The organism is Phormidesmis sp. 146-20, from assembly GCF_052939475.1.
This window is the reverse complement of sequence record NZ_JBJPHT010000001.1, coordinates 17070-39301: the sequence shown is the minus strand read 5'-3', so window position 1 is coordinate 39301 and position 22232 is coordinate 17070. Positions and strand designations below refer to the sequence as shown.

Sequence of the window (22232 nt, the reverse complement as noted above, 5' to 3'; positions counted from 1 at the left end):
TCTGAGTAAATGCATGATTATTGAATCATACCGACGCGCCATTCGCTGCCAAACGCTTTAATCGCCCAAATAGATTCCTAGCCCGCGAGCGGTTTTGACCAGCGTGCTACCCGGATCGACGACACAATAACGAGCGATCGCCTGCTCAATCGGCACACTGATCACCTGACGATCGCGCCAACCCACCATGCGATCGTACTTGCCTTCTGCGATCAGATCGACGGCGGCGACTCCAAAAGCTGAAGCTAACAGGCGATCGAGCGGTGAGGGGGTGCCGCCTCGCTGAATATGTCCCAACACGGTTACGCGAGTTTCTGCACCGCTACAGGTTGAGATGCGGCTGGCGAGATATTGCCCGATGCCCCCATACCGCGATTGTCCAAACGGATCGGTTGAGCTAATCTTCTCGCCTTCTTCGGTGCGAACGGCTTCGGAGACGATCACTAACGAATAGTTTTTGCCCTGTTCCTGGCGTTCTCGCAGTTTGTCGCAAATGTTGGCGATCGTATAAGGAATTTCTGGAATCAAAATCACATCAGCACCGCCCGCAATACCCGCACTGATGGCAATATGTCCCGCGTCTCGTCCCATTACTTCTAAAATCATGACGCGAGAATGGCTGGCAGCAGTGAAATGCAGGCGATCGAGGGCTTCAGTGGCCGTGTTAACTGCCGTATCGAAGCCAATCGAACATTCAGTAATGTCTACATCGTTGTCGATCGTTTTGGGAATCGTCACCAAATTCATGTTGCCTTGCTGCGCCAATCGTCTGAGGATCGCCATACTGCCATCGCCGCCAATGCCAATGATCGCATTCAATCCCAGCAGATGATAGCCGTCGATGATTTCTTGAGAGCGATCGACCAACTCCCCATCTGCCATCGGAAAGGCAAACGGATTGCCCTTATTCGTCGTTCCCAAAACGGTTCCTCCGGCGGTCAAAAGGCGATCGACTTTCTCAATCTCCAGCGACACAAACTCTGGAGGACGAGACATCAACCCCTGCGTCGCTCGACTGATACCCAACACCTTCCAACCGTAGGAACCGATCGCCCGAAAAACGACTGCCCGAATAATGGCGTTGAGTCCTGCACAGTCACCGCCGCTCGTCAAAATCCCGATTCGTTTTGTCTCGTCCATGTCGATTACACTGAAAATGCCTAATTGCTGACAGTCAATCGCAAAACGGTAAACAGTATCCAAAACTACGGAATTAATTTAGCGATGTCAGAAACCAATGACATGATCACCTCTGGGATGATTCCCACTGCGCCCGACGGCTACAGGTCTGGATTTGTGGGGATTATTGGTCGCCCCAACGTCGGTAAGTCTACGCTGATGAATTATCTAGTGGGGCAAAAAATTGCGATTACCTCTCCAATTGCCCAAACGACGCGCAATCGTCTGCAAGGAATTCTTACGACCCCAGAAGCCCAAATTATCTTTGTCGATACGCCTGGTATTCACAAACCCCATCACGAACTCGGTCAAGTGCTGGTGAAAAACGCTCAAGTCGCAATTCACGCCGTTGACGTAATTTTGTTTGTCGTAGACTGTACAGCCGAGTTGGGTGGGGGCGATCGCTACATTGCAGACCTTCTCACTAACACCAAAACGCCTGTTATTTTGGGACTCAACAAAGCCGACCAGCAGGGAGAAGGCAACCAGTTTCTCGACAACAGTTACCGAGAATTGGCTAAAGAGCAAGGATGGACAATCGCCAAATTTTCGGCCGTCACCGGAGAGGGTTTGGAGGCGCTACAACAGTCACTGGTTCAAAACCTGGAGCCTGGGCCATACTACTACCCGCCCGATCTCGTCACCGACCAACCAGAACGTTTCATCATGGGCGAACTGATTCGAGAACAAATTCTCTTGCTAACTCGTGAAGAAGTCCCGCATTCGGTGGCGATCGCCATTGAGCGCGTTCAAGAAGAAGACTCGATCACACGGGTCTGGGCCACCGTCTTTGTCGAACGCCCCTCGCAGAAAGGCATTGTGATTGGCAAGGGCGGCAGTATGCTACAAACGATCGGCACCGCTGCCCGTCAACAAATGCAAAAACTGATCGATGGCAAAATTTATCTCGAACTCTTCGTCAAAGTCCAACCCAAATGGCGACAGTCACGCACCCGTCTGGCAGAGTTGGGCTATCGAGTCGAAGAGTAGCCGCGTGGGATGTTGGAAGAATTATGGATGCCCTGCCGAGAGGATTTGCTGGGCAGTGAGTTGGAGGGTCGGAAACGCTGTGAATTGCACAACTTCGGCATTTCGATAACGCCCAGACTCCCGGTAGGTGACATTTTCTAGAATCAGGACAACGACTCTCTGATCCAACGGGTCAACAATCACATATTCAGGAATGCCGACAGCAGCATACTGGGCACGTTTGCGGGTGTAGTCTCGATCTCGATTGGTTTTACCAGGACTAACCACTTCTAGCACAAAGCGCGGCGGGGGCATGTCTAAGGTGATGGTCATGCGATCGCGGGTCAACGATCGATGCTCTTCTCGGATCACCACAATGTCAGGATAACGATTGGCAGCATCTCCAGGGCTTAAGACCGGAGTTTGCAGTTCGCAGTTACCCATCTTGAGGTGAAGCCTATCTACCCCTGCGGCGAGGAGCGCAGCAAACAGAGTCGCAGCAATTTCAGTGTTGATTCCTGATTCGGGTGGCAATTCGATGAGTTCTCCGTCGATCAATTCAGTGCGACACTCAAACCCGGTGTCTGCTAAAGTCAGGTATTCTTCAAAAGTCAGCTTTTGAGTAGTGGTCATCGCGTTCATCTGGGGGAGCGTGAATGCCAGGATCTATGGCTAATCGATCGTATCCTGAATTCGTATTTCAGGCATCTTTACAGTTCTGGTCGCTGATGGACTGACAAATCTTTTCAGGTAGGTTGGGTTGAACCTGGTGACACCCAACGTTAGCAACGGTAGAAAGGCTGCTGTTGGGTTTCGCGTTGCTCAACACCAACCTGCGAAGAATCGAGGGTTTCAGGAGTTCTGTCAGTCAACCAGGTTCTGGTCGTCACTCATTCAAGCCGTGGAAGAACTATAAGCCGCCCGTTGCACTCTACAATTCTCAAAGGATCAGAGAATTCTGCGATTTAATCGACTCCTCATGGTTTCTAGCATTTATACGTTGAGTGAACTGCAACAGGCGATCGCCGCTGATCCCCAAAGTTGGCGACCGCTGGTTTTGACGAATGGCTGTTTCGATTTATTACACGCGGGACATGTTCGCTATCTGCAAGCGGCGAAACGGTTGGGCAAATCGCTGATCGTCGGATTGAATAGCGATCGCTCCATCCAAACCATCAAACCTCAACCAGTGGGAATGCCTCAGCGCCCGATCGTTCCCCAGGCTCAACGTGCCGAAGTTTTGGCTGCCCTCAAACCTGTCGATGGAGTTGTGATTTTTTCTCAAGAAACAGCCTGTCCCCTGGTTGAAGCGCTCCAGCCTGAGATCTATGCTAAAGGAGGCGACTACAAACTCGATACCCTACCCGAAGCGGCGATCGTTCAGTCCTATGGCGGTCGAGTAGAACTGATTCAAATCGAAATCCCCAGTTCGACCAGTGCCCTGATTGCTCAGATTCGAGGCGGCAGTCGCTTTGAGTCACCCGCAAGGGATCGCTAACCCATCCGTTCCCCCTTTAATCCCGTTCCCCCTTTAATATTGTTTCATGACAAACCTGGATACCTCCCCGGCTCTCAATCTCCCCGACAGCATCGCTACTCTGCAATACAAGCTAGAATCTGAGCCAGAAAAAATTCAGCTAAAGCTGGTTGATGACCTTGTGACACTGGGAGAAGCAGGTCTGGACGTATTGATGGACTTTTTGGCAAAGCATTCTTTAGACTCCTCCCGGTCTCAAGTCAACGCAAAAATTTATCAAGCGCTCTTTGATTGTCAAACGCCCCAAGTCGCTGATTTTTTACAAAAACACTTTCCAACGGGCACTGTGTTGCTCAAATCAGACTGCGCGATCGACTACGCCCCTCTTCAACGCCTCCTCGCTCAACAAGACTTTGAAGCAGCCGATCGCCTCACCCTCCAACTGATGTGCAAACTAGCCGGGGAGTCTGCTGTGCAGCGCAAGTGGATCTACTTCACCGAAGTCAAAAGCTACCCTGTCACCGACCTGCAAACGATCGATGCCCTCTGGCTGGCCCACTCAAACGGCAAATTTGGGTTCTCAGTCCAGCGCGAAATCTGGCTCAGTGTCGGTAAAAACTGGGAGAAACTCTGGTCAAAAATTGGCTGGAAGTCAGGTAACAACTGGACGCGCTACCCCAACGAGTTTGACTGGAGTCTCGACGCTCCCAAAGGGCATTTACCTTTATCTAACCAACTGCGTGGGGTTCAGGTGATTGCGGCGCTGCTCGTCCATCCCGCCTGGTTAAAGTAGGCTTCGTCCCCAGCATTTTTTGAGCCAATTTCAGAGCGTAGAGGTACGGGAGCAATTCTTAAATCTTTTGTCAGTGAAGCTTTAGGATTCCGTGGTTTTTCCAATCCACTGGGCAGGGTCAATCTAAACTTCAGTAATCTCCCTTGCATGACTCCGTTGGTTGAGCGATCGGTGAGGGAAGTCTTTGTATAGTTGAAGACTTTCTTAATGAGTAATTCACTCAATCTTAGAATTTCTTAGAATTTCTACGGTTCACTTAGAGGGGTAGGGGTTGGAATGGGAATCCCTGAAAGCCGACTATTTTGTCGCTTAGATGGATTGACAGCCGCAGCACGTAGACAGCGCCAGATTGAGGTGTTGACTCGACTAGGACTGCTAGAAACAGAAAGTGTGCCAATTTTTGAAGAAGCCACGCAAACGGCCGCGCATTTTCTAGAAGTACCCATTTGCATCCTGAGCTTGCTCGATCAGGAACGTCAATGGTTCAAATCCGCCGTAGGGCTATCTCGATTAGGCTTGATGAACGATCTGGCTCTCGCGCGCCAACTGCCTCTCGCTGAATCGTTTTGCGTCCATGTGGTCGATAGTCATCAGGTGTTGGCGATCGCAGATACGCTCCGTCATCCTGTCTTTGCCAGCAGCCTTTTGGTGCAGCAATACAACATTCGAGCCTACCTGGGCGCGCCGCTGTTGACATCAAGTGGCGAGTGTATTGGTGCATTGGCCCTGATGGATCTTTTGCCTCGATCGTTCACCCCTAAAGAAATCGAATTTTTAGCGCTAACGGCTCGTCTCAGTATGAGCGAATACGAACGGCTACACTTAACCAAGACTCAGGAGACGATCGCGGCAAGTCAGCCGCCAGCAGACGCACTCCCCCTGACTCCAGAAACCCTCCAACCGAGGACTTTCACTTCGCTCTCTGAGCCGCCTACCCCATCATCCCAGCTTGCCCACCCCGTCAAGTTTGCTCTACTGGCTCAACTCACCCAAGAATTGAGAACTCCCCTTACCTCCGTCATGGGTATGGCCAGCGTTTTGAATCGGGAAATTTACGGGCCGCTCACGGCTAAACAGAAAGAATACTTAGACATCATTCATCACAGTGGACAATATCTACTTTCTCTGGTCAAGGAGATCTTAGAACTGTCTCAGCTAGATGAAAGCACCCGGATTCTCAACCTGACTTCAATTGATATCGAGATGCTTTGTCAGCAGGCGATCGACACGCTAGAGCAAGCCGCCCACCGTCGAGAACAAGCCATTCGTCTCTCTGTCGAACCTGGAAACCGCATTTGGCTGCTCGATAAAGAAAAAGTTCGGCAGATGCTTTATCACCTGATCTTTAGTGTGATTCAATCCTCAAATGGTGGGAGTGTGATTCGCCTTCACGTTTCGCACAAAAGTAGCGGCTTGAAACTCACGGTTTGGGCAACGCATCCCTGTCTGGGCGACGGGTTGGCTTATACCGAAATTTATCCCGCTCAAACGGCTTCCCCTGCCTTGGTCGGACTGGATTACGACTACACTGCCCAACCCACATATTCTCAGCGCCCTCCCACCAATGGCAACGGCAAACACTCTTTTTTGCTAGACGAGCCTGATGTGGTCACTGATCTCAATGCAGAAGCGCTCCGCAAAAATTTGGGACTTATGCTCAGTCGCCAACTAGCCGAGATGCATGGCGGACAAGTTCTCGTTCAAGGCGTTGGTGAACCTGGATTTCGCTATTTGATTACCCTGCCTCGCCTGACAGAAATAGATGAGAAGTTTTGAGGGAATTTCTTTGCCGCACTCAAGCAGTACCGAGCGATCGCCATCCGGTACGAATCGCAAGCTCAACTACTCCTTTACAAAAACCAGTCTTTTGAACGATTTTGCGAATCGCTGCGGTGAGAATTCCAGGAGGGAATCGCGTCGCGAGCAGGTAGATTGGCGGGGATGCGGATGCGACTGCTGCGATCGTGGTAGTCCACCAAAAGCTGATGATAAAGAGCAATCACTTGCTGAATATTACTGCTTAAGGTGTAGCGTTCTTCGACGCGCTGGCGTGCTTTTTGGCCCAGAAGGTCTGTCCAGGTGGTGTGGTCGCGCAGTTGAGGCAAAAGGGTTTTTAGCTGAGACGCAACCCCCTGGGTTTTGATGATTACGCCCGCCTCAGCTTCTAAGACTTCTCCATCGGCTCCCGCATCGGTAGCCACACAAGCGACACCACAGGCCATTGCTTCTAGCAAAGATAAAGACAGCCCTTCTACTAAAGACGGCAACACAAACACATCCGTCCCTCTGAGAATCTCAATCCGGCGTTGCTCATCCGCGATAAATCCCAACCAGACGATCCCGTGTTCTTCTCCATAAAAAGGAATGAGTGAGGCAGCCAGCGTGCCATGATTGCCCACAATGACGAGTTTACTATTTTTGCCCATATTTGCCTGCTTCCAGGCTTTGAGTAGCGATTCGACGTTCTTTTCGGGTGCGATGCGACCCTGGTAAAGAAAAATGCGATCGCCGCCCATCTGCGCCTTAAAGCTGGACTTGCCGGGAGAATATTTCGTCGTATCTACGCCGTTGGGGATCACAGCAATCCGATCGCTCGGTACGCCCAATTTGATCAAGAGGTCACGCTGGATCTGAGAAAAAATAATGATGCGATCGTACTTTGCTAAAGAAGGCGCATAAAGCTGATACATCAAGTGTTGAGTGCCCGATGTCAGGTTGCGCCGCTTGCGATCAAAGGGCGGATGAAACGTCGCCACCAGAGGTAGATTTAATTCTTGACAAATCTCAGGCAGCAAAAAATCCAGCGGGGAAAGCGTCAGCGAAGCGTGAACGATATCTGGACGGGGCGACAAATCTTGAAGCGCCTGGATCAGAACTCGACTGGACTTTAAAGTGGGAATCGTATAAAGCTGAGACTTGTAGAAAAAAGGAATCGGCACCTCTCGAATGTCAGGCCAGTTATCAGGTGCGTCTTCCTCCTGAGCAAAATGTAGAAAGCTAACTTGATGGTTGTGATCTAATAAAGCGTTGGTGACTTCTCGACCATAGGTCACGTTTCCGCAAAACGGCGTTTTCTTGCCAAGCCATGCAATGTGCATTCGGGGTTATGTCGTAAGAGGGTTCGTACATCGCTAGTCGTTAGTGGTCGAAGGGAGATAAACGACTAACCACTAATCTCTAGCTTGTTTTAGAAATCGTTGTACGGGAAATATACCAGGTAAGGGTAGCCCCTGCGATCGTCAGGGCAGCAAGTGCCAAAAATACAGCCCGCAACCCAAACAACGTCTCAGACACACCCGCCAACACCAACGGCAAACTCAGAGCAATGTTAATTGCATTATTCTGCAAGCCAAACACCTTGCCCCGCATTTCTTCTGGCGTTTCTTGCTGAATGGTTGTCTGCATGGGAATGCCCACCAGAGAGGCAAATCCGCCCAACAGCGCAATCAGTAGAAGCGTCACCCAAAGCGTGTGATAAAAGAACGCCAGCCCGACTAAGGACGCAGACATACCCAACGACCCATATAGCCCCAATCGAGCATGAGGCAGCCGTTGCCCAAAGTAGCCAATAATCGCAGCACCACAGGCCATGCCAACCCCACCCGCCGCCAACAAAAAGCCAAACTGAGAGGATTTGATCTCTGGGATCACCTCGGCAAGGCGCACAGATAACACGGCCAGCGCGGCAAAAATTGAGAACAAAATCACAAGCTGAATCAGCGCACTGCGAACATGGCTTTCTTTGCCCAGATAGCGCAATCCGTCTTTGATGTCTTCCCAAACGTGGGGATAGTCTTCGGGTTCGTCAGGCGTAATGCCATTGGTCGAGGCTTTTAGTTTCTCCCCGGTTCTCAAAAAGAGCAGCAGTAGACCCGCGATCGCATAACCGCCCCCAACCAGCAGTTCTCGTCCAATCCCAGTAAAAACGCCGCCAAGATGAGCGACGATCGCATCTGCCAGCGCCAAGAGCGGTTCCCCCACAGCAAAGCCAATAATCACCGAAGCCATCATCGTCGTCGTGTAGAGCGAATTGGCAGACAAAAGATGGCGACGTTCGACAATTAATGGAATAGCGGACTGCTCGGCGGGGGCAAAAAACTGGGTCAGGGTAGACACCAAAAACGTGATGCCCAACATGATGAGGAACCCGACAGGCAAGCCATGCACCCTGGCCCAATCCTTGGAGATCCACAGCAGTGGCGGCAAGGCAAACACCAACCCCCCGCGCAATAGATTTGTAGCGACCAAAACGCCTTTTTTTGACCAGCGATCGACAAACACACCCGCCACCGACCCAAACAAAACTGCGGGAATCGTGAAGGCGATCATAATCGACGACACCCAGCCGCTGATCGTCTCACCCTCAGACTGAAAGCGACTGGCAATCAAGGCAATCATCAGCACCAGATACACTTTGTCTGCAAGCTGAGAAAAAACCTGCCCGGCCCACAGCGTCAAAAAATTACGGTTCCTCAAAACGGGGGCAAAGCCGCTTTCTGACTCGCTTTCTGATTCAGCATCTAGAGGCACAGCTTCTTTTTCCTCTAGCGCAGCCGCCTCATTCAAAAGTTTGAGCGGATCGGACTGGGGTACGAGATCGCCGTTTGTATCGTCTGACAAATGTTTGCTTGTGCCGTTTTGACGCGACGAATTAGGGGCGATGGCTTCCTGCGAATTTATCTCGTCCCACTCATCCGATGGGGTATCTTGCGTTCTCAGCATCGCGGGCACACTCTCCTCACTCAACCCATTATCAGGGAAAACCGACGCATCCGAATCAGGTCGAGTCACTCTTTGCGCCAGATTGGGCGATCGCGAGGTTTTGGGATTGCCCACCCCCCGATCGCCAGGGCCACGATTGGGAGAAGGGTCGCTAGAGGACATCAACAGAAAGTCAGAAGATCGCATCATGATTAGCACTCAAAGGGTCACGGAGCGGGAGCAAAACAGGTGTCGATCAAGGCAGCAGACCGAATCGGCTGGTCAAAGTGATATTGAGCGTAATAGCGGAGAATGCGCTCGATCGCAAACCAGGCAGTCTCAACCGATGGAAAGGACTGGTCAGACAAGTTAGCTTGTGCCAGTTGTTGCAGCAGTGTGAGTTCGGTGGCATTGAGCAGCGTGTTGAGTTTGGCGGATCTTTTGGAGTGGGAAGTCTTGAAGTTGGGGATTTGGGTAGGTTTCTCTAAGTCGGTTAAACCTTGATCTTCTAGACGGATTTGTTCGAGTTCTTTGAGGGTGACGACTCCTCCGGCAACGGTGCTAAAGCCTGCCTGCCAGCTAGAATCCGTCAGGTCGGGGTGCAATTGAGTTTGAGAAACACAGCACTGATGCACTTGAGGAGCAATCCCGGCGAGTACCAAAAGCTGAAAGACAGCGTGGGTGAGATGAGAGAGCACCTGAGAAGAGGGCGATCGCTCCAGTCGTGCGAGATGTTCGTTGAGTAGATAAAACAGATCTTCTTGGGGCTGTTCGCTTAGAGCCTGCTGCAAAACAAGTTCAGCGAGATATTGTCCTGCGGTGAGTTTTTTAAGGTCACGCCCCAGCCCCGGATAGGATTCTAACGTCTCAGCCTGAGTAATTTTGTCAAGTGACTTGCCCTTAGCCAGCATCAATTCGTTCACAACAAACAAACCGCTTCTGCCCCCCAGCTTAGAATTTTGCTTACGGCACCCGATCGCCACAACCCGCATCAAGCCAAACTCCCGCGTCAAAACCGTCAAGATCCGATCGGCCTCACCCAGGGGCATTGTTTTGAGATTAATTCCAGTTGCTTTGTAGGTGCGGCTCATGAAGGGATAAGGGAGGAAAGAAGAAGGGAGGAAAGAAGAAGGGAGGAGGGATGAAGGATGAGGGGTTTGAAACGGAGATTTCAACGGACTTCACATCTGGAAATGAGTGCAAGGTTGGAGCTAAGACTTGAGACGAAAACAAAGAATGACTTTTTCATCCCTCATCCCTCGTCCCTCACCCCTCATCCCTCCTTACCTAGAGTATCGCGTTGACGAAGCAGATCAGGGCCCTGTGATGTGCCGAGCCGAGTTGCACCTGAGACAATTAACTCTAGAGCCTGGTCGATCGTGCGTATTCCTCCAGAAGCCTTAATTCCTACCCGGTCTTGGGTGATTTCTTTGAGCAGGCGAATATCGGCTACCGTTGCGCCGCCCGTCCAGCCTGTACTGGTTTTGAGAAAGGAAACGCCCGCATCCATGCAGATTTCGGCCGCCAATCGCTTTTCTGAATCGGTCAATAGAGACAGTTCTAAAATGGCTTTGATGACCAGGTTGGTGGATTCACAGATCTCTGCGATTTCTTTGTGAAGGGCATCGACCTGTCCCATTTTGAGCAGTCCCAGGTTGATTACGACATCTAACTCGGCGGCTCCGTTTTCGGCGGCTTCTTGCGCTTCGTAGAGTTTGACGGTTGAGGTCGTCGCTCCGGTAGGAAAGCCAATCACCGTTGAAACTTTGGGCTTTTTGTTGTGCAGCAACTCAACGGCTTGACGAACATAGCAAGGTTGGACGCAGACCGTCGCAAATCGGAAGCGATCGGCTTCATCACACCACTGTTGAACCTGGCTGGCGGTGGCAGTCGGAGACAAGAGCGAATGATCAATATAAGGAGCGATATCAATGTCTGGAGATGTTGCCATTGATGAAACCTAATTCTTAAAAACACTGACCATTCTTGGACTTTAGCCGATCGCGTCTCACTTTCGTGGGGACTGTCTAAATTCCTTTCATCCTTTCTTGAGACAAAAAGAGCAAAAAATAATCCGTAGCTCCTACCCACTAAGAGGTCAAGAGTTACGGACTGTGTGGCTTTCTTGGCAGCCTGCTTGGATTAAATGATTTCTTCAGAAGGGTTTTTTAGTTAAGGTTAGCGCGACCCCGCACCGCCCGTACCGCTGGGGGCAGGGTTTGGACTTGGACTGAAGGCAGCATTGAAGGAAAACGGCGAATGTGATGGCAAGCTTATTGAACTGGTCACCTTGGATGTCACGATCGCGCCCACTTTTTCTAAAGTTTGATCGGAGACGGATTTGTCAGATTCGCGGATGCTGACTAGAGAGGAACGAGCCTGAGAAACTCCGAGCGCCGTAACCGTAACCAAAACCAGAGGGCAAGCGATTTTTGAAAAGGTATTCATTTTAGCAACCTGAGTAATAAAGCAGCAGACGAATGACCCTTGCAAAACATTTTAAGCAATTATGCTGAAGTCATCCAGTAAAAATACTGAAACTTCATAATGGTTTCATGAGGGATTTAAGAAATTCCAGAACAAGCTCAGTGTTTACCCGTAGATAAGTGTACTGATACGTCACTCTACTCTTTCTGTTAAATGTGCATCCTCTTCCGTTAGAGGCAATTTTTCATCGTTATAGGCAATTTTTCATGGTATTCAAGGATTCATTAAAGAAAAAAGCCCATCATTCTACTGTTAATTTCAATTAATATAAATATGCTTACAGAAAAAATACGGAAAAGTAATGCATTCTTTACAATTCACTGCGTAATTCTTCACAACTCTTGATTTGACGACTCGGAACATCGTAATGGAAGAAAACTATTCATCGGCAGATCTCAGTGTTCGTTCTCAGCGCAACCGTAGTATCAAGCTAACTCCTGCTGATTGCATCCGATTGCGATCGCGCTTAATCAACTTCACCAATAACCAGAAATTTACGGAAGCTCCGATCGGCACGCTCTGCGGAAATTACCTGGAATGGGTCGATCGTCTGCCCTCAGCCTTTGTCGATCTGCTGATTTTAGACCCGCCCTATAATCTGACCAAAGAATTTAACCAACTCAAGTTTTCTAAACGGACGGTCGATGAATATACGGAGTGGCTGGAGGGGTCGATCGTTGCGTTAAAACCGCTACTCAAATCCACGGCTTCAATCTACATCTGTGGCGATTGGTTTTCGTCGGGGTCAATTTTTACCGTCGCTGCCCAACATTTCACCGTCCGAAATCGCATTACCTGGGAGCGAGAAAAAGGTCGCGGAGCCAAAGCTAACTGGAAGAACGCCAGCGAAGATATTTGGTTTTGTACGGTTTCAGACCAATATACGTTCAACGTTGAGGCGGTAAAGCTGCGTAGAAAAGTACTGGCTCCCTATCGTCAAGAGGGCATTCCGAAGGACTGGCAGGTGACCGATCGCGGCAATTTTCGCGACACTCATCCTTCTAATCTGTGGACAGATATCACGATTCCGTTTTGGTCAATGTCTGAAAATACGCATCATCCGACACAAAAAAGTGAGAAAGCGATCGCCAAGTTAATTTTGGCCAGTTCCAATCCTGGTGATTTTGTGTTTGATCCCTTTGTGGGCAGCGGTACGTCGTCAGTCGTCGCCAAAAAGCTAGGCAGACGCTATCTGGGAATCGAGCAAGATGAAGAATATTGTCTGCTGACCGAGCGCCGCCTTGAGCTTGCAGAAACCGTTCCTACGATTCAGGGGTTTGCAGATGGCGTATTTTGGGAGCGAAATACGTTGGCTACGCAGAAAAAAGAGTCTTGAAAAATTGAAGGTAAGAGGACGTTCAAAGGTGGTCGTTCATCGCATTCACCACCCTGCACTGGAAGTCGTAGCTCACGGTGCGAACTCCATTAAAACGGGCTAAAGAAGTTGAAATGGCTCTGGAGTCCCTTCAGTGGACTTTTCTCAATTAGCCCGTACTTTCAGTGCAGGGCGGGAGGGCAGCGCAGCGAGAGATTGTTGTACTTTTCAAAGAAACTGAATGCTGAAACATCAATTATGCCGCCTTCAACTATCCGGAGGATTGAGGTGGAAGGTACATCTGAGTGAGAACATCAAGTAGCTGATTGACTGACAAATCTTTTGGGTTAGGTTGGGTTAAACCTGGGTGAAACTAAACGCTGGAGAAGTCTCTGCTGGGTTTTGCTTTGCTCAACACCAACCTGCGGGAAATGAAGGGTTTTAGAAGTTTTGTCAGTCAATCAGCATCAAGTAGTCATTTTCTTCTAAAAGAAGCCCTATCGACTCTACCTCGACAGCTAGTTGCTTAGTTGACTAAAATGAAGATGCACTCCACGATTGATCAGTAGCTATGTCAGAAGATAAATAAAAGAGAATAGTGGTTGCACCTCCATCCTTAGTTTCATCCTCTTCACTACCAGCTAATCGCGTCATTAGTGTTGAGCTAGAAAATGGCGAGGATGTCGAGTGAGTGTGGATGTCACTACCAGACGGCACAAAGTACGTCAGTGGATATACTGTTGTCAAACAATAAAGTAGATGGCGCAGCAATTGTAGTGATCATCTACAGCCTTAAGAAAAGCAGGAGAAAATGAGTGTTTTCATTATCAATGAAGTGATCAAACGGCTAGAAATAATGCCGCAGCACTTGCAACAACGAGTGCTTGAATTTACTCAGGCGTTAGTAAAAGCTGAAGTTCGAGGAACTCCAGGGCAGCAATTGCTACGATTTGCAGGTTCAATTCCTCCGGACGATCTCCAGTTAATGCGTGAGGCGATCGAGCAGGATTGTGAACGGGTAGATGTTGATGAGTGGTAGGTATTTGCTCGATACCAACATTATTATTGCTCTTTTTGCAGATGAAGCAGTCGTCAAAAGCAATCTCGCTCAGACCAACGAAGTTTTCATTCCAAGTTTTGTGATTGGCGAGTTGTGTTATGGAGCCAGAAAATCAGGACGAGTGGAAGCAAATTTAGCAAGAGTTGACGACCTGATTGCTAGCAGCACGATATTGGGATGTGACGCTGAAACTGCGAGGCAATATGGTGAGGTCAAAAATAAGTTGAGGCTCAAGGGTCGTCCGTTACCTGAGAATGATGTCTGGATTGCAGCCCTTGCCCTGCAACACGCTCTGATTTTGGTAACACGCGATGCTCATTTTCAAGAAATCGAGAGTTTGCAAACAGTGGCGTGGTGAGTAAAGCCGCCGCATAACAATCCGATCGGAGCATGGCGAAAGCCTCTGGTATAGATGCAAAGGTTGCTGGCGGTCGCTCAACCGGGGCGATCGAGTGAAAGCATTGCTCACACTCAGGTTCAGAGGTTTGTCACTCAAAACTTCATCTGTAAATACAAACCCCTTTTGTTAAGCTCTGTTTCAAGTTCACGAGAGTATGAACAATTCGGCAAAACGTCCGTGATACCATGCTTTCGTAGCTTTTAGAGAATGGGAGAAAACCTTTGGCACTACGGGTGGCAGTGGTAGGCGGAGGCCCAGCAGGGTCTTCTGCGGCAGAAACCTTGGCAAAAGCAGGGATTGAAACCTATTTAATCGAACGCAAATTAGACAACGTAAAGCCTTGCGGGGGCGCGATTCCTCTCTGCATGGTGGCCGAGTTTGATCTGCCCGAAAATATTATCGATCGCAAAGTCCGCAAGATGAAGATGATCTCTCCGTCGAATGTGGAGGTCAACATCGGTCACACGCTCAAAGATGACGAATATATTGGCATGTGTCGCCGCGAAGTGTTGGATGGCTTTATGCGCGATCGCGCCGTCTCGCTTGGAGCAGTTTTGATCAACGGCACGGTTCACAAATTAGAAATTCCCTCGTCTGACAAAGGCGCTTACACGCTGCACTACGCCGATCACTCGGATGGTAGCCTCGAAGGAACCGCCAAAACGCTCAAGGTCGATCTCGTGATCGGGGCAGACGGCGCAAACTCACGGATCGCCAAAGCCATTGATGCCGGAGATTATCGGTATGCGATCGCCTTCCAAGAGCGGATCAGACTGCCCGAAGACAAAATGGCCTACTACGAAGACCTGGCCGAAATGTACGTGGGCGATGATGTCTCGACCGATTTTTACGCTTGGGTCTTCCCCAAATACGATCACGTCGCAGTCGGGACTGGCACCATGTCGCCCAACAAAGCAGACATCAAAAAGCTGCAAGCAGGCATTCGCGCCAGGGCTGCCAAGAAACTCAGAGGCGGCAAGATCATTCGCGTCGAAGCGCATCCCATTCCTGAGCATCCCAGACCTCGCCGAGTGGTGGGCCGAGTTGCTCTGGTCGGAGACGCTGCCGGGACAGTGACCAAATCTTCGGGAGAAGGCATCTACTTTGCCGCCAAGTCTGCCCGCATGTGTGCCGAAACAATCGTCGAATTTTCTGAAAATGGCGCAAAAATTCCTACAGAGTCTGATCTGAAGGTTTATCTCAAGCGTTGGGACAAAAAATACGGCATCACCTACAAAGTGCTGGACATCTTGCAAACGGTCTTTTATCGATCGGATGCCACTCGCGAAGCCTTTGTAGAAATGTGTTCTGACATCGATGTGCAGAAGTTGACGTTTGACAGCTATCTGTACAAGACGGTCGTTCCGGCGAATCCTTTGGTGCAGCTAAAAATCACCGCGAAAACCCTGGGCAGCCTGATTCGCGGCAATGCGTTAGCACCCTAAAAAACCTGGATTCGATGGAATTTTGTGCTGCGGTTACAAGTTCTTCGGGCAGCCCCCCAAATCCCCCACGAGTGAGGGACTTTGAATGAGGATTCTTGTCTGGAAGTCCCCCAGATTGGGGGGCAGAAGTACCTGGTAACGAAGCAAAAAACTTGATTTCGAGTTACCCGCAAGGGGGCGAATTCACGCAATTTACGCTCAAAAAAGTAGCTCTTAGTGATCGACTCATAAATCCAGACTGCCAGGCCTTATGGTCTAGCAATTTGAATTGAAGCCGATCGCTAAGAGCTTGTTAGTTTCTTACCGTTAGTTTCTAACCGTTAAGCAACGTTGACCGCGACTCGTGGTTTTTCTGAAGTGACTCGTACCTGCCCATCTTCATCGACATCCACGATCGCCGTGTCGCCTGACTGAATCTGACCCGACAGGAATGCCTCAGCCAAACTGTCTTCGAGCAGACGAGCGATCGCCCGACGTAACGGCCGCGCCCCATAGCTGGGATTGTAGCCTTCGGTGACGACCTGAGACCTGAAGCGATCGCTGACTTCGAGGTGGATGCCTTGATCGCTCAGACGGGTTGCCGCTTCCTGAATCAGCAGATCCGAGATTTGGGTCACCTCGTCGCGAGACAACTGACGGAAGACGATGGTTTCATCCAGACGATTGAGAAATTCTGGACGGAAGTGATTCTTTAACTCGTCGTTGACCAGTGTGCGAATGTGATTGTACTGAAGCGACTCGGACGAGCCGCTAGCAATCTCAAAGCCCAACCCTGAGCCACCTTTCTCAATCACCTTTGAGCCAAGGTTAGAAGTCATGATCAGCAGCGTATTTTTAAAGCTGACCGTCCGACCTTTAGCATCCGTCAGTCGCCCGTCTTCTAAGACTTGCAGCAGCATGTTGAAGACATCGGGGTGAGCCTTTTCGATTTCGTCCAGCAGGATGACTGTGTAAGGCTTGCGACGAACGGCTTCGGTAAGCTGACCGCCCTCGTCATAGCCAACAAACCCCGGAGGTGAGCCAATCAGCTTAGAAACGGTGTGGGACTCCATAAATTCTGACATATCCAATCGGATCATCGCCTCTTCTGAACCGAAGACGGTAGCAGCTAAAGCTTTGGCGAGTTCAGTCTTACCGACTCCAGTCGGCCCAGAGAAGATAAAGCTGGCGATCGGGCGATCGGGATTCTGTAAGCCAACTCTGGCGCGTTTGATCGCTCTCGCAACGGCGGTGACGGCTTCATCTTGTCCGATAATTCGCTCGTGCAACGTATCTGCTAAATGCAGCAGCAGCACCGATTCCGATTCGGTCAACCGATTGACAGGAATGCTCGTCCAGGAAGAAACCACTTGCGCGATATCTTCTTCGGTGACGATCGGCGATTGAGCATTCACAGGAGCATCATCTCCGCGCAGGCTGGCTTCGAGTTCGAGTTCACGATCGCGCAGCGTCCCCGCTTTGTCAAAATCTTGAAGGGTAACGGCTGCCTGCTTAGACTTGGTGACCTCGCGCAGTTCTTTCTTGAGCGCTTTGGTTGCCGACTGATGAGTATGTCTCAACCGCACAAGCGACCCCGCTTCATCAATCAAATCGATCGCCTTGTCCGGTAGAAATCGATCTGTAATATACCGATCGGACAGTTTAGCCGCCGCCGCGATCGCCGCATTGCTGATGATCAATTGATGGTGCTGTTCATAGCGATCGCGCAATCCATAGAGAATGTCGATCGTGTCTTCAACACTGGGCGCACCGACCTTCACAGGCTGAAATCGTCTTTCTAGGGCAGCATCGCTCTCGATTTGACGGTACTCATCCAGCGTGGTCGCCCCGATGCACTGGATCAAACCTCTCGCCAAAGCAGGTTTCATCAGATTTGCAGCATCCATACCGCCACCCACGCCACCCGCACCCACCAGGGTATGAATTTCGTCGATGAACAGAATAACGTTGCCTGACTGCTGCACCTCATCCATAACTTGTTTCAGGCGTTCTTCAAATTCGCCCCGAAACTTGGTGCCTGCCAGGAGACTGCCCATATCTAAACTGACAACCTGCTTGTTTTGCAGAATCTCAGGCACGTCTTGATTGTAGATTCGCAGGGCTAACCCTTCGGCGATCGCTGTCTTACCGACACCTGGTTCGCCCACCAAGACGGGATTGTTTTTGGTGCGACGACCGAGAATTTGAATCACGCGATCGATTTCAGTGTGCCGTCCGATAATTGGGTCGAGCTTGCCCTCGGCTGCTTTTTGGGTCAGATTGATCCCAAACTCATTCAAACCAGGGGTACGCTCAGAAGAATTTTGGATAGGACGTTCCTTCAAACCCCCCGCGGGAACGGAAGCCACTTCTCCGAGGGTCTGGATGATCATCAAGCGCACTTGAGCGAGATCAACGCCCAGGTTAGTCAACACTTTTGCACCCACGCCCTGATTGTCTTGGACTAGACTCAGCAGCAGATGTTCGGGGTGGACGTAGCGATGGTCAAGTTGACGCGCCTGTTCGAGGGCATGGTCAAAAAGCTGTCTTGTCTTTGGCGTAAAAGGCAGATCCGCCAGCGATGAACCGGTGCCCCGCCCGACAATTTTATCGATTTCTTGGCGAGCGGCTTGCAGGGTCACGCCCAACTCCGTCAAAACCGAGGTTGCGATCGTGTCTTTTTGTCGAAGTAAGCCCAACAGCACCGCTTCAGTGCCCACAGAATTTTGTCTGAGGCGACGAGCTTCTTCTTGGGCGTTGATGATGGCGGCGATCGCCTGTTCGGTGAAATATTCAAACATTGGGACTTTCTCCACTAAGCTTTGTCAGCTTCCACTCGGTTAACCGACGAGCGGGACGGGTGTTGGATGCACGTAAAGTTTCTTGTAGTATGTCTCCCTAATCTAACGATCCCCAAAGCTAACCCACTAGGGAGGAAAACCGTATAAGCCAGAGTCGTAGCTGTAAACACAAAAGTAGGCACCAGATTTACGCTCTAAATGTTTAACTTCCTCAAATTTCTTAATATCTTTGTCCAGGGCAGAAACTCCCATCATTTCTGGCTTTAACTTTAGAGCAGGTGGGTCGATCGCTCACTTTTACTTTGTCTGTAGCTAATTAAGTAAACATTCCCAAAGATGGTGTGTTTAAGGCGACGAACTCTCAATGAGTTTGGGCAATTCTTACCAACTAAACCGCCAAGAATTGAAGATAATAATTAACATTTCTATCCATTGAAAGAATGAACTTTGGGAGATATACTACCTCCAAAGATAGAGTTTTTGCTTAAAACGTTTGGCTCAAATCATGGCTAAAAACACTAAGCAAAACTTCTACAAAATCTCTGTTGGGGAATAGAACTATGAATATTATCGCTTGGGCTATTTTGGGAATTATTGCAGGTGCGATCGCTAAAGCCATCTATCCGGGCACTCAAGGCGGCGGACTTCTCAGCACTATGATCCTCGGCATCATCGGCGCATTTATTGGCGGCAGCGTTGTCACACTACTCACAACAGGGCAGATAGGGCTAACCGCCGCAGGGTTTAGTATTCCTGGAGTAATTGTGGCGGTGATTGGTGCCATAATTGCCATCTTCTTGTGGGGTCTGATCACCCGGAATGCCGCCTAAAACCAAACTGGGGAGCCGAGAGAGGACTTTCTAAGCTAGTTTTCTAAGCTGTGTGAAGTCAGTCTCCCGCGCTTCCCCACCTGAAGTTTTAACGTTATGGCCGTCTACAGGCTGATCAAAGAACGTTTTTGAGCAACTCTATCGCCGTAAGGCTGCCCATGTTTTTGCGGTCGGTGAGTTGGGATTTTGGGACAGTTTGGATGTGAAGGTTTGTCGATCGTTTGGGCGAAATCCTACCTGTTGTAAGCCCTGCAAAACTTTGCCGACAACATTGGCTTGAACGGTGGGACGCGATCGTACATTGGTCGGCGGATTGGGGTCGTCTATTATGGTGACACAGCTTTTTTCACGCTTTGCGATCGCTGCCACTTCTCGCAACTTTTGAAAACTGAGCAACTTTTGCACAGTAGCAGCGGGCACCTTTTGAGCCAACAAACCCGCCTGCTCACCAAACGGCTCTCCCAATTCCATCGCGACGACTTGCCATTTACCTTGCTGTCGCCGCACCAAAAACTGGACAATCGCATCCTCGACAGCGCCCTCCACGATCGCGTAGTCATTAGCTATTGTGATGTCATGCAATCTAAGTGCCTGTTCTGAAAGTGGCTTGCGATTGTAAGCATCCATGACCGTCTGTTTCACGATCGCTTCGTCTGGCGTGCTGTCTTGAACTGGGGGCAGCGGGTTTGGGGGTCGGTAGAGTGGCTGGGGTGGGAGCGCTACAGCTAAAAATTGTGATCGACCCTGTTAGTAATGCCAAGTAGATCGGCTTCATAGACTTGTTGACTCAATGTGGGTTTGTTAGCCCTACAGAATTGACTCCCAAAATTCCTGGAAAGGGAATGAACCTTCATTTTGCACAAAAGGTTTTGGTGTAGACAGCTAGGGGTGAAAGTAAAAGGCGGCTCCGATCGCCGCATAGGTCACGAGCAACATTGATCCTTCAAGCCAGTTAGATTTGCCGTCGCCGCTAATAGAGTTAGTGATGAGAACGGCGATCCCCACGGATAACAGTTCAAACGCATTAAATTCTAGATTCATCGGTTGCCCAATGACTCGGCCGACTAAGACCAAAACAGGCGCAACAAACATCGCAATCTGTAAGCTAGACCCCATCGCTACCGCAACAGAAAGATCCATTTTATTTTTGACTGCAAACGTCACGGCGGTAATGTATTCCACTGCTCCACCAAAAATCGGGATCAAAATTACGCCCGTAAATAGATCCGTTAAACCTAGCGTGACAACCGCTTTTTCTAGACTGGAAACCAGAATTTCGGACACAAAAACTAGGGCGATCGTACAGACCAACAACAGCGCTACTTGCCGCCACAAGGCCGATTTTGCGTGAGAGGGGTGTTCAGCTTCGAGTTCATTTTCAGTTGCTACACCTTGATAAAGATAGGTGTGAGTCTTCATCGAAAACAGCAGCATCAAGCCATAAAACACCAGCAATAAAATCGATAAAACGACCGAGAAATCGTTTAGCGTTGTGAATTCTAAACTCTTGGCTGTGGTGAGATGGATGGCCGTCGGAGTCAGCAAAACCACCACTGCTAAATTGAGCGAAGATGCATTGAGACGAGCCACTGCGGGCTGAAAATCTTGTTCCTTATATCGCAAGCCACCCAAGAAAGTTGCCAGGCCTAGCGCCAGAAGCAAGTTGGCGATCAGCGTGCCTGTAATGCTGGCTTTGACCACATCGACGAGACCGGCCCGCAGCGCCACGATCGCTACAATCAATTCTGTCGCGTTGCCAAACGTGGAGTTGAGCAAGCCTCCCAGCGTTGGGCCGACCACTTCAGCGATGCCTTCGGTCGATTCGGCAATCAGGGCCGCAAGGGGAATAATTGCAAATCCTGATGCCACAAAGACCAGGACGGGCGGAAGCTCCCAATGTTCGGCGGCGATCGCCAGTGGGATAAAGGTCAACATTCCCAGCAGCACAGTTTGTTTGGTCGTCAATTTCATAGATTCGCTCCTCGCCTGTGAGATTAGATGATTAAAAGAGTAGAAGGTCGAGCCAGTGAGGTGCGATCGACTTCCAACCTCAAGACCGCTCACCAGTCTAATTCTTATTTTTCTAGAGAACCCTGTTTTCCAGAAACCTCACTCTTTGATCCTTCCATTCAAAACTAAGCGACCATTAGCGGGACTTTGCATAGGAAAACAGTTTGAGTCTAACGTTCGATGTCTAACGTCCAATGTCTAACGTCCACAGCCATCCGAATGAAGCCTGTCAGCAAATCTCAACTTTTACCCTTTCAGCCCTTGATGACTTTACGATAAGCTTGCCTCTACACAAATCATGCAAAGGAGCTTACGGATTCATGTCTACTGTGATGGTGCAACTGTTGTTGATTGGGTTGGTCGCAGGAATTGCAGGCGGAATGTTTGGCATCGGTGGGGGCGCGATCATGGTTCCGGCGATGGTGCTGCTGTTGGGAATGGATCAAAAGTTTGCGACCGGAACGTCTCTCGCGGCTCAAATTTTACCGATCGGCATTCTCGGTGCAGGGGTCTACTATCGCAACAACAATCTCAGCATTCGAGATGCAGTTTTGATCGCAGCGGGGCTGGTTGTCGGCAATCTTTTGGGTGCTTTATTCGCCAATCAGCCGTTCATTAGCGGTGAAATGATGAAAAAGCTATATGGGCTGTTTCTATTTGCGATCGGAGCGCGTTACCTGTTCTATCGCTAAAGCATTCTCACTTAGAGGTCTAAATTTGTGTAGATAAGCCCATCAGTCTGCCTTGATTTGAGTGATGGTAAGAGTTTGCAGAAGCCCTTTTAAT

21 protein-coding genes are annotated in these 22232 nt (G+C 49.9%); 11 read left to right on the top strand and 10 right to left on the bottom strand.

Annotated features, from left to right (window positions below; all coding sequences use genetic code 11):
- Positions 1–57: 57 nt before the first annotated feature.
- Positions 58–1140: an ATP-dependent 6-phosphofructokinase gene (locus tag ACKFKH_RS00170; protein WP_446856190.1), complete on the bottom strand. Its 1083-nt coding sequence runs from the start codon at positions 1138–1140 to the stop codon at positions 58–60.
- An 84-nt stretch (positions 1141–1224) separates the two neighbouring features.
- On the opposite strand from ACKFKH_RS00170, the gene era reads away from it, so the two are divergent.
- Positions 1225–2169 carry a GTPase Era gene (gene era / locus ACKFKH_RS00165; protein ID WP_446856189.1) on the top strand — a complete coding sequence of 315 codons (945 nt, stop codon included), beginning with the start codon at positions 1225–1227 and terminating at the stop codon, positions 2167–2169.
- Between the two features lie 21 nt (positions 2170–2190).
- On the opposite strand, the gene ACKFKH_RS00160 is transcribed toward era, so the two are convergent.
- Entirely contained in the window at positions 2191–2781 is a 591-nt protein-coding gene (locus tag ACKFKH_RS00160) for a Uma2 family endonuclease (RefSeq protein WP_446856188.1), read from the bottom strand.
- Between the two features lie 346 nt (positions 2782–3127).
- Here ACKFKH_RS00160 and ACKFKH_RS00155 point away from each other — a divergent pair, with 346 nt between their 5' ends.
- The 3 genes from ACKFKH_RS00155 (at position 3128) to ACKFKH_RS00145 (ending at position 6194) form a co-directional block, all read left to right on the top strand.
- A complete protein-coding gene (locus ACKFKH_RS00155) occupies positions 3128–3646 on the top strand; it encodes an adenylyltransferase/cytidyltransferase family protein (protein ID WP_446856187.1) in 519 nt (172 codons plus the stop codon).
- A 46-nt stretch (positions 3647–3692) separates the two neighbouring features.
- Positions 3693–4418, top strand: coding sequence for a GUN4 N-terminal ARM-like repeat domain-containing protein (locus tag ACKFKH_RS00150; RefSeq protein WP_446856186.1), 726 nt, complete (start codon positions 3693–3695; stop codon positions 4416–4418).
- Positions 4419–4694: 276 nt separating this feature from the next.
- On the top strand, positions 4695–6194 hold the full coding sequence (locus ACKFKH_RS00145) for a GAF domain-containing sensor histidine kinase (RefSeq protein ID WP_446856185.1): 1500 nt from the start codon (positions 4695–4697) through the stop codon (positions 6192–6194).
- A 74-nt stretch (positions 6195–6268) separates the two neighbouring features.
- On the opposite strand, the gene ACKFKH_RS00140 is transcribed toward ACKFKH_RS00145, so the two are convergent.
- From ACKFKH_RS00140 to ACKFKH_RS00120, 5 genes are all read right to left on the bottom strand, one after another.
- Positions 6269–7516 (bottom strand): glycosyltransferase family 4 protein, encoded by a 1248-nt coding sequence (locus tag ACKFKH_RS00140; protein WP_446856184.1) that lies wholly within the window; start codon positions 7514–7516, stop codon positions 6269–6271.
- Positions 7517–7595: 79 nt separating this feature from the next.
- Positions 7596–9329, bottom strand: a complete 1734-nt coding sequence (locus tag ACKFKH_RS00135) for an MFS transporter (RefSeq protein ID WP_446856183.1) — start codon at positions 9327–9329, stop codon at positions 7596–7598.
- A 17-nt stretch (positions 9330–9346) separates the two neighbouring features.
- Complete coding sequence (gene recO, locus ACKFKH_RS00130; protein WP_446856182.1) at positions 9347–10210, bottom strand: DNA repair protein RecO; 864 nt, start codon at positions 10208–10210, stop codon at positions 9347–9349.
- Between the two features lie 182 nt (positions 10211–10392).
- Entirely contained in the window at positions 10393–11070 is a 678-nt protein-coding gene (gene deoC / locus ACKFKH_RS00125) for a deoxyribose-phosphate aldolase (protein WP_446856181.1), read from the bottom strand.
- 227 nt (positions 11071–11297) lie between these two features.
- Entirely contained in the window at positions 11298–11567 is a 270-nt protein-coding gene (locus tag ACKFKH_RS00120) for a hypothetical protein (protein WP_446856180.1), read from the bottom strand.
- A 406-nt stretch (positions 11568–11973) separates the two neighbouring features.
- On the opposite strand from ACKFKH_RS00120, the gene ACKFKH_RS00115 reads away from it, so the two are divergent.
- From ACKFKH_RS00115 to chlP, 4 genes are all read left to right on the top strand, one after another.
- Positions 11974–12942, top strand: coding sequence for a DNA-methyltransferase (locus ACKFKH_RS00115; RefSeq protein ID WP_446856179.1), 969 nt, complete (start codon positions 11974–11976; stop codon positions 12940–12942).
- A gap of 790 nt (positions 12943–13732) precedes the next feature.
- Positions 13733–13960 (top strand): hypothetical protein, encoded by a 228-nt coding sequence (locus tag ACKFKH_RS00110; protein ID WP_446856178.1) that lies wholly within the window; start codon positions 13733–13735, stop codon positions 13958–13960.
- Entirely contained in the window at positions 13950–14339 is a 390-nt protein-coding gene (locus tag ACKFKH_RS00105) for a PIN domain-containing protein (RefSeq protein ID WP_446856177.1), read from the top strand. Before ACKFKH_RS00110 ends, ACKFKH_RS00105 begins: the two co-directional genes overlap by 11 nt.
- A gap of 263 nt (positions 14340–14602) precedes the next feature.
- Positions 14603–15826: a geranylgeranyl reductase gene (gene chlP / locus ACKFKH_RS00100; protein ID WP_446856176.1), complete on the top strand. Its 1224-nt coding sequence runs from the start codon at positions 14603–14605 to the stop codon at positions 15824–15826.
- A gap of 320 nt (positions 15827–16146) precedes the next feature.
- Here chlP and ACKFKH_RS00095 read toward each other — a convergent pair whose 3' ends face one another.
- Positions 16147–18606: an ATP-dependent Clp protease ATP-binding subunit gene (locus ACKFKH_RS00095; RefSeq protein WP_446856175.1), complete on the bottom strand. Its 2460-nt coding sequence runs from the start codon at positions 18604–18606 to the stop codon at positions 16147–16149.
- A gap of 560 nt (positions 18607–19166) precedes the next feature.
- Between ACKFKH_RS00095 and ACKFKH_RS00090 the strand changes: the two genes are divergently transcribed.
- The gene (locus tag ACKFKH_RS00090; RefSeq protein WP_446856174.1) at positions 19167–19436 is read left to right on the top strand and encodes a GlsB/YeaQ/YmgE family stress response membrane protein; all 270 of its coding nucleotides are present in this window, start codon (positions 19167–19169) and stop codon (positions 19434–19436) included.
- Positions 19437–19574: 138 nt separating this feature from the next.
- On the opposite strand, the gene ACKFKH_RS00085 is transcribed toward ACKFKH_RS00090, so the two are convergent.
- Positions 19575–20078 carry a hypothetical protein gene (locus ACKFKH_RS00085; RefSeq protein WP_446856173.1) on the bottom strand — a complete coding sequence of 168 codons (504 nt, stop codon included), beginning with the start codon at positions 20076–20078 and terminating at the stop codon, positions 19575–19577.
- Between the two features lie 240 nt (positions 20079–20318).
- On the bottom strand, positions 20319–21407 hold the full coding sequence (gene cax, locus ACKFKH_RS00080) for a calcium/proton exchanger (protein WP_446856172.1): 1089 nt from the start codon (positions 21405–21407) through the stop codon (positions 20319–20321).
- Positions 21408–21434: 27 nt separating this feature from the next.
- Between cax and ACKFKH_RS00075 the strand changes: the two genes are divergently transcribed.
- Positions 21435–21575 carry a hypothetical protein gene (locus ACKFKH_RS00075; RefSeq protein WP_446856171.1) on the top strand — a complete coding sequence of 47 codons (141 nt, stop codon included), beginning with the start codon at positions 21435–21437 and terminating at the stop codon, positions 21573–21575.
- 65 nt (positions 21576–21640) lie between these two features.
- On the top strand, positions 21641–22138 hold the full coding sequence (locus ACKFKH_RS00070; RefSeq protein ID WP_446856170.1) for a TSUP family transporter: 498 nt from the start codon (positions 21641–21643) through the stop codon (positions 22136–22138).
- Positions 22139–22232: the final 94 nt, after the last annotated feature.

Coding starts and splice junctions, on each gene's coding strand:
- era (WP_446856189.1), top strand. CDS start 1,225: ATGTCAGAAACCAATGACATGATCACCTCTGGGATGATTCCCACTGCG.
- ACKFKH_RS00105 (WP_446856177.1), top strand. CDS start 13,950: ATGAGTGGTAGGTATTTGCTCGATACCAACATTATTATTGCTCTTTTT.
- ACKFKH_RS00135 (WP_446856183.1), bottom strand. CDS start 9,329: ATGATGCGATCTTCTGACTTTCTGTTGATGTCCTCTAGCGACCCTTCT.
- ACKFKH_RS00150 (WP_446856186.1), top strand. CDS start 3,693: ATGACAAACCTGGATACCTCCCCGGCTCTCAATCTCCCCGACAGCATC.
- deoC (WP_446856181.1), bottom strand. CDS start 11,070: ATGGCAACATCTCCAGACATTGATATCGCTCCTTATATTGATCATTCG.
- ACKFKH_RS00155 (WP_446856187.1), top strand. CDS start 3,128: ATGGTTTCTAGCATTTATACGTTGAGTGAACTGCAACAGGCGATCGCC.
- cax (WP_446856172.1), bottom strand. CDS start 21,407: ATGAAATTGACGACCAAACAAACTGTGCTGCTGGGAATGTTGACCTTT.
- ACKFKH_RS00070 (WP_446856170.1), top strand. CDS start 21,641: ATGTCTAACGTCCACAGCCATCCGAATGAAGCCTGTCAGCAAATCTCA.
- ACKFKH_RS00110 (WP_446856178.1), top strand. CDS start 13,733: ATGAGTGTTTTCATTATCAATGAAGTGATCAAACGGCTAGAAATAATG.
- ACKFKH_RS00115 (WP_446856179.1), top strand. CDS start 11,974: ATGGAAGAAAACTATTCATCGGCAGATCTCAGTGTTCGTTCTCAGCGC.
- recO (WP_446856182.1), bottom strand. CDS start 10,210: ATGAGCCGCACCTACAAAGCAACTGGAATTAATCTCAAAACAATGCCC.
- ACKFKH_RS00075 (WP_446856171.1), top strand. CDS start 21,435: ATGATTAAAAGAGTAGAAGGTCGAGCCAGTGAGGTGCGATCGACTTCC.
- ACKFKH_RS00140 (WP_446856184.1), bottom strand. CDS start 7,516: ATGCACATTGCATGGCTTGGCAAGAAAACGCCGTTTTGCGGAAACGTG.
- ACKFKH_RS00120 (WP_446856180.1), bottom strand. CDS start 11,567: ATGAATACCTTTTCAAAAATCGCTTGCCCTCTGGTTTTGGTTACGGTT.
- ACKFKH_RS00160 (WP_446856188.1), bottom strand. CDS start 2,781: ATGACCACTACTCAAAAGCTGACTTTTGAAGAATACCTGACTTTAGCA.
- ACKFKH_RS00170 (WP_446856190.1), bottom strand. CDS start 1,140: ATGGACGAGACAAAACGAATCGGGATTTTGACGAGCGGCGGTGACTGT.
- ACKFKH_RS00090 (WP_446856174.1), top strand. CDS start 19,167: ATGAATATTATCGCTTGGGCTATTTTGGGAATTATTGCAGGTGCGATC.
- ACKFKH_RS00145 (WP_446856185.1), top strand. CDS start 4,695: ATGGGAATCCCTGAAAGCCGACTATTTTGTCGCTTAGATGGATTGACA.
- ACKFKH_RS00095 (WP_446856175.1), bottom strand. CDS start 18,606: ATGTTTGAATATTTCACCGAACAGGCGATCGCCGCCATCATCAACGCC.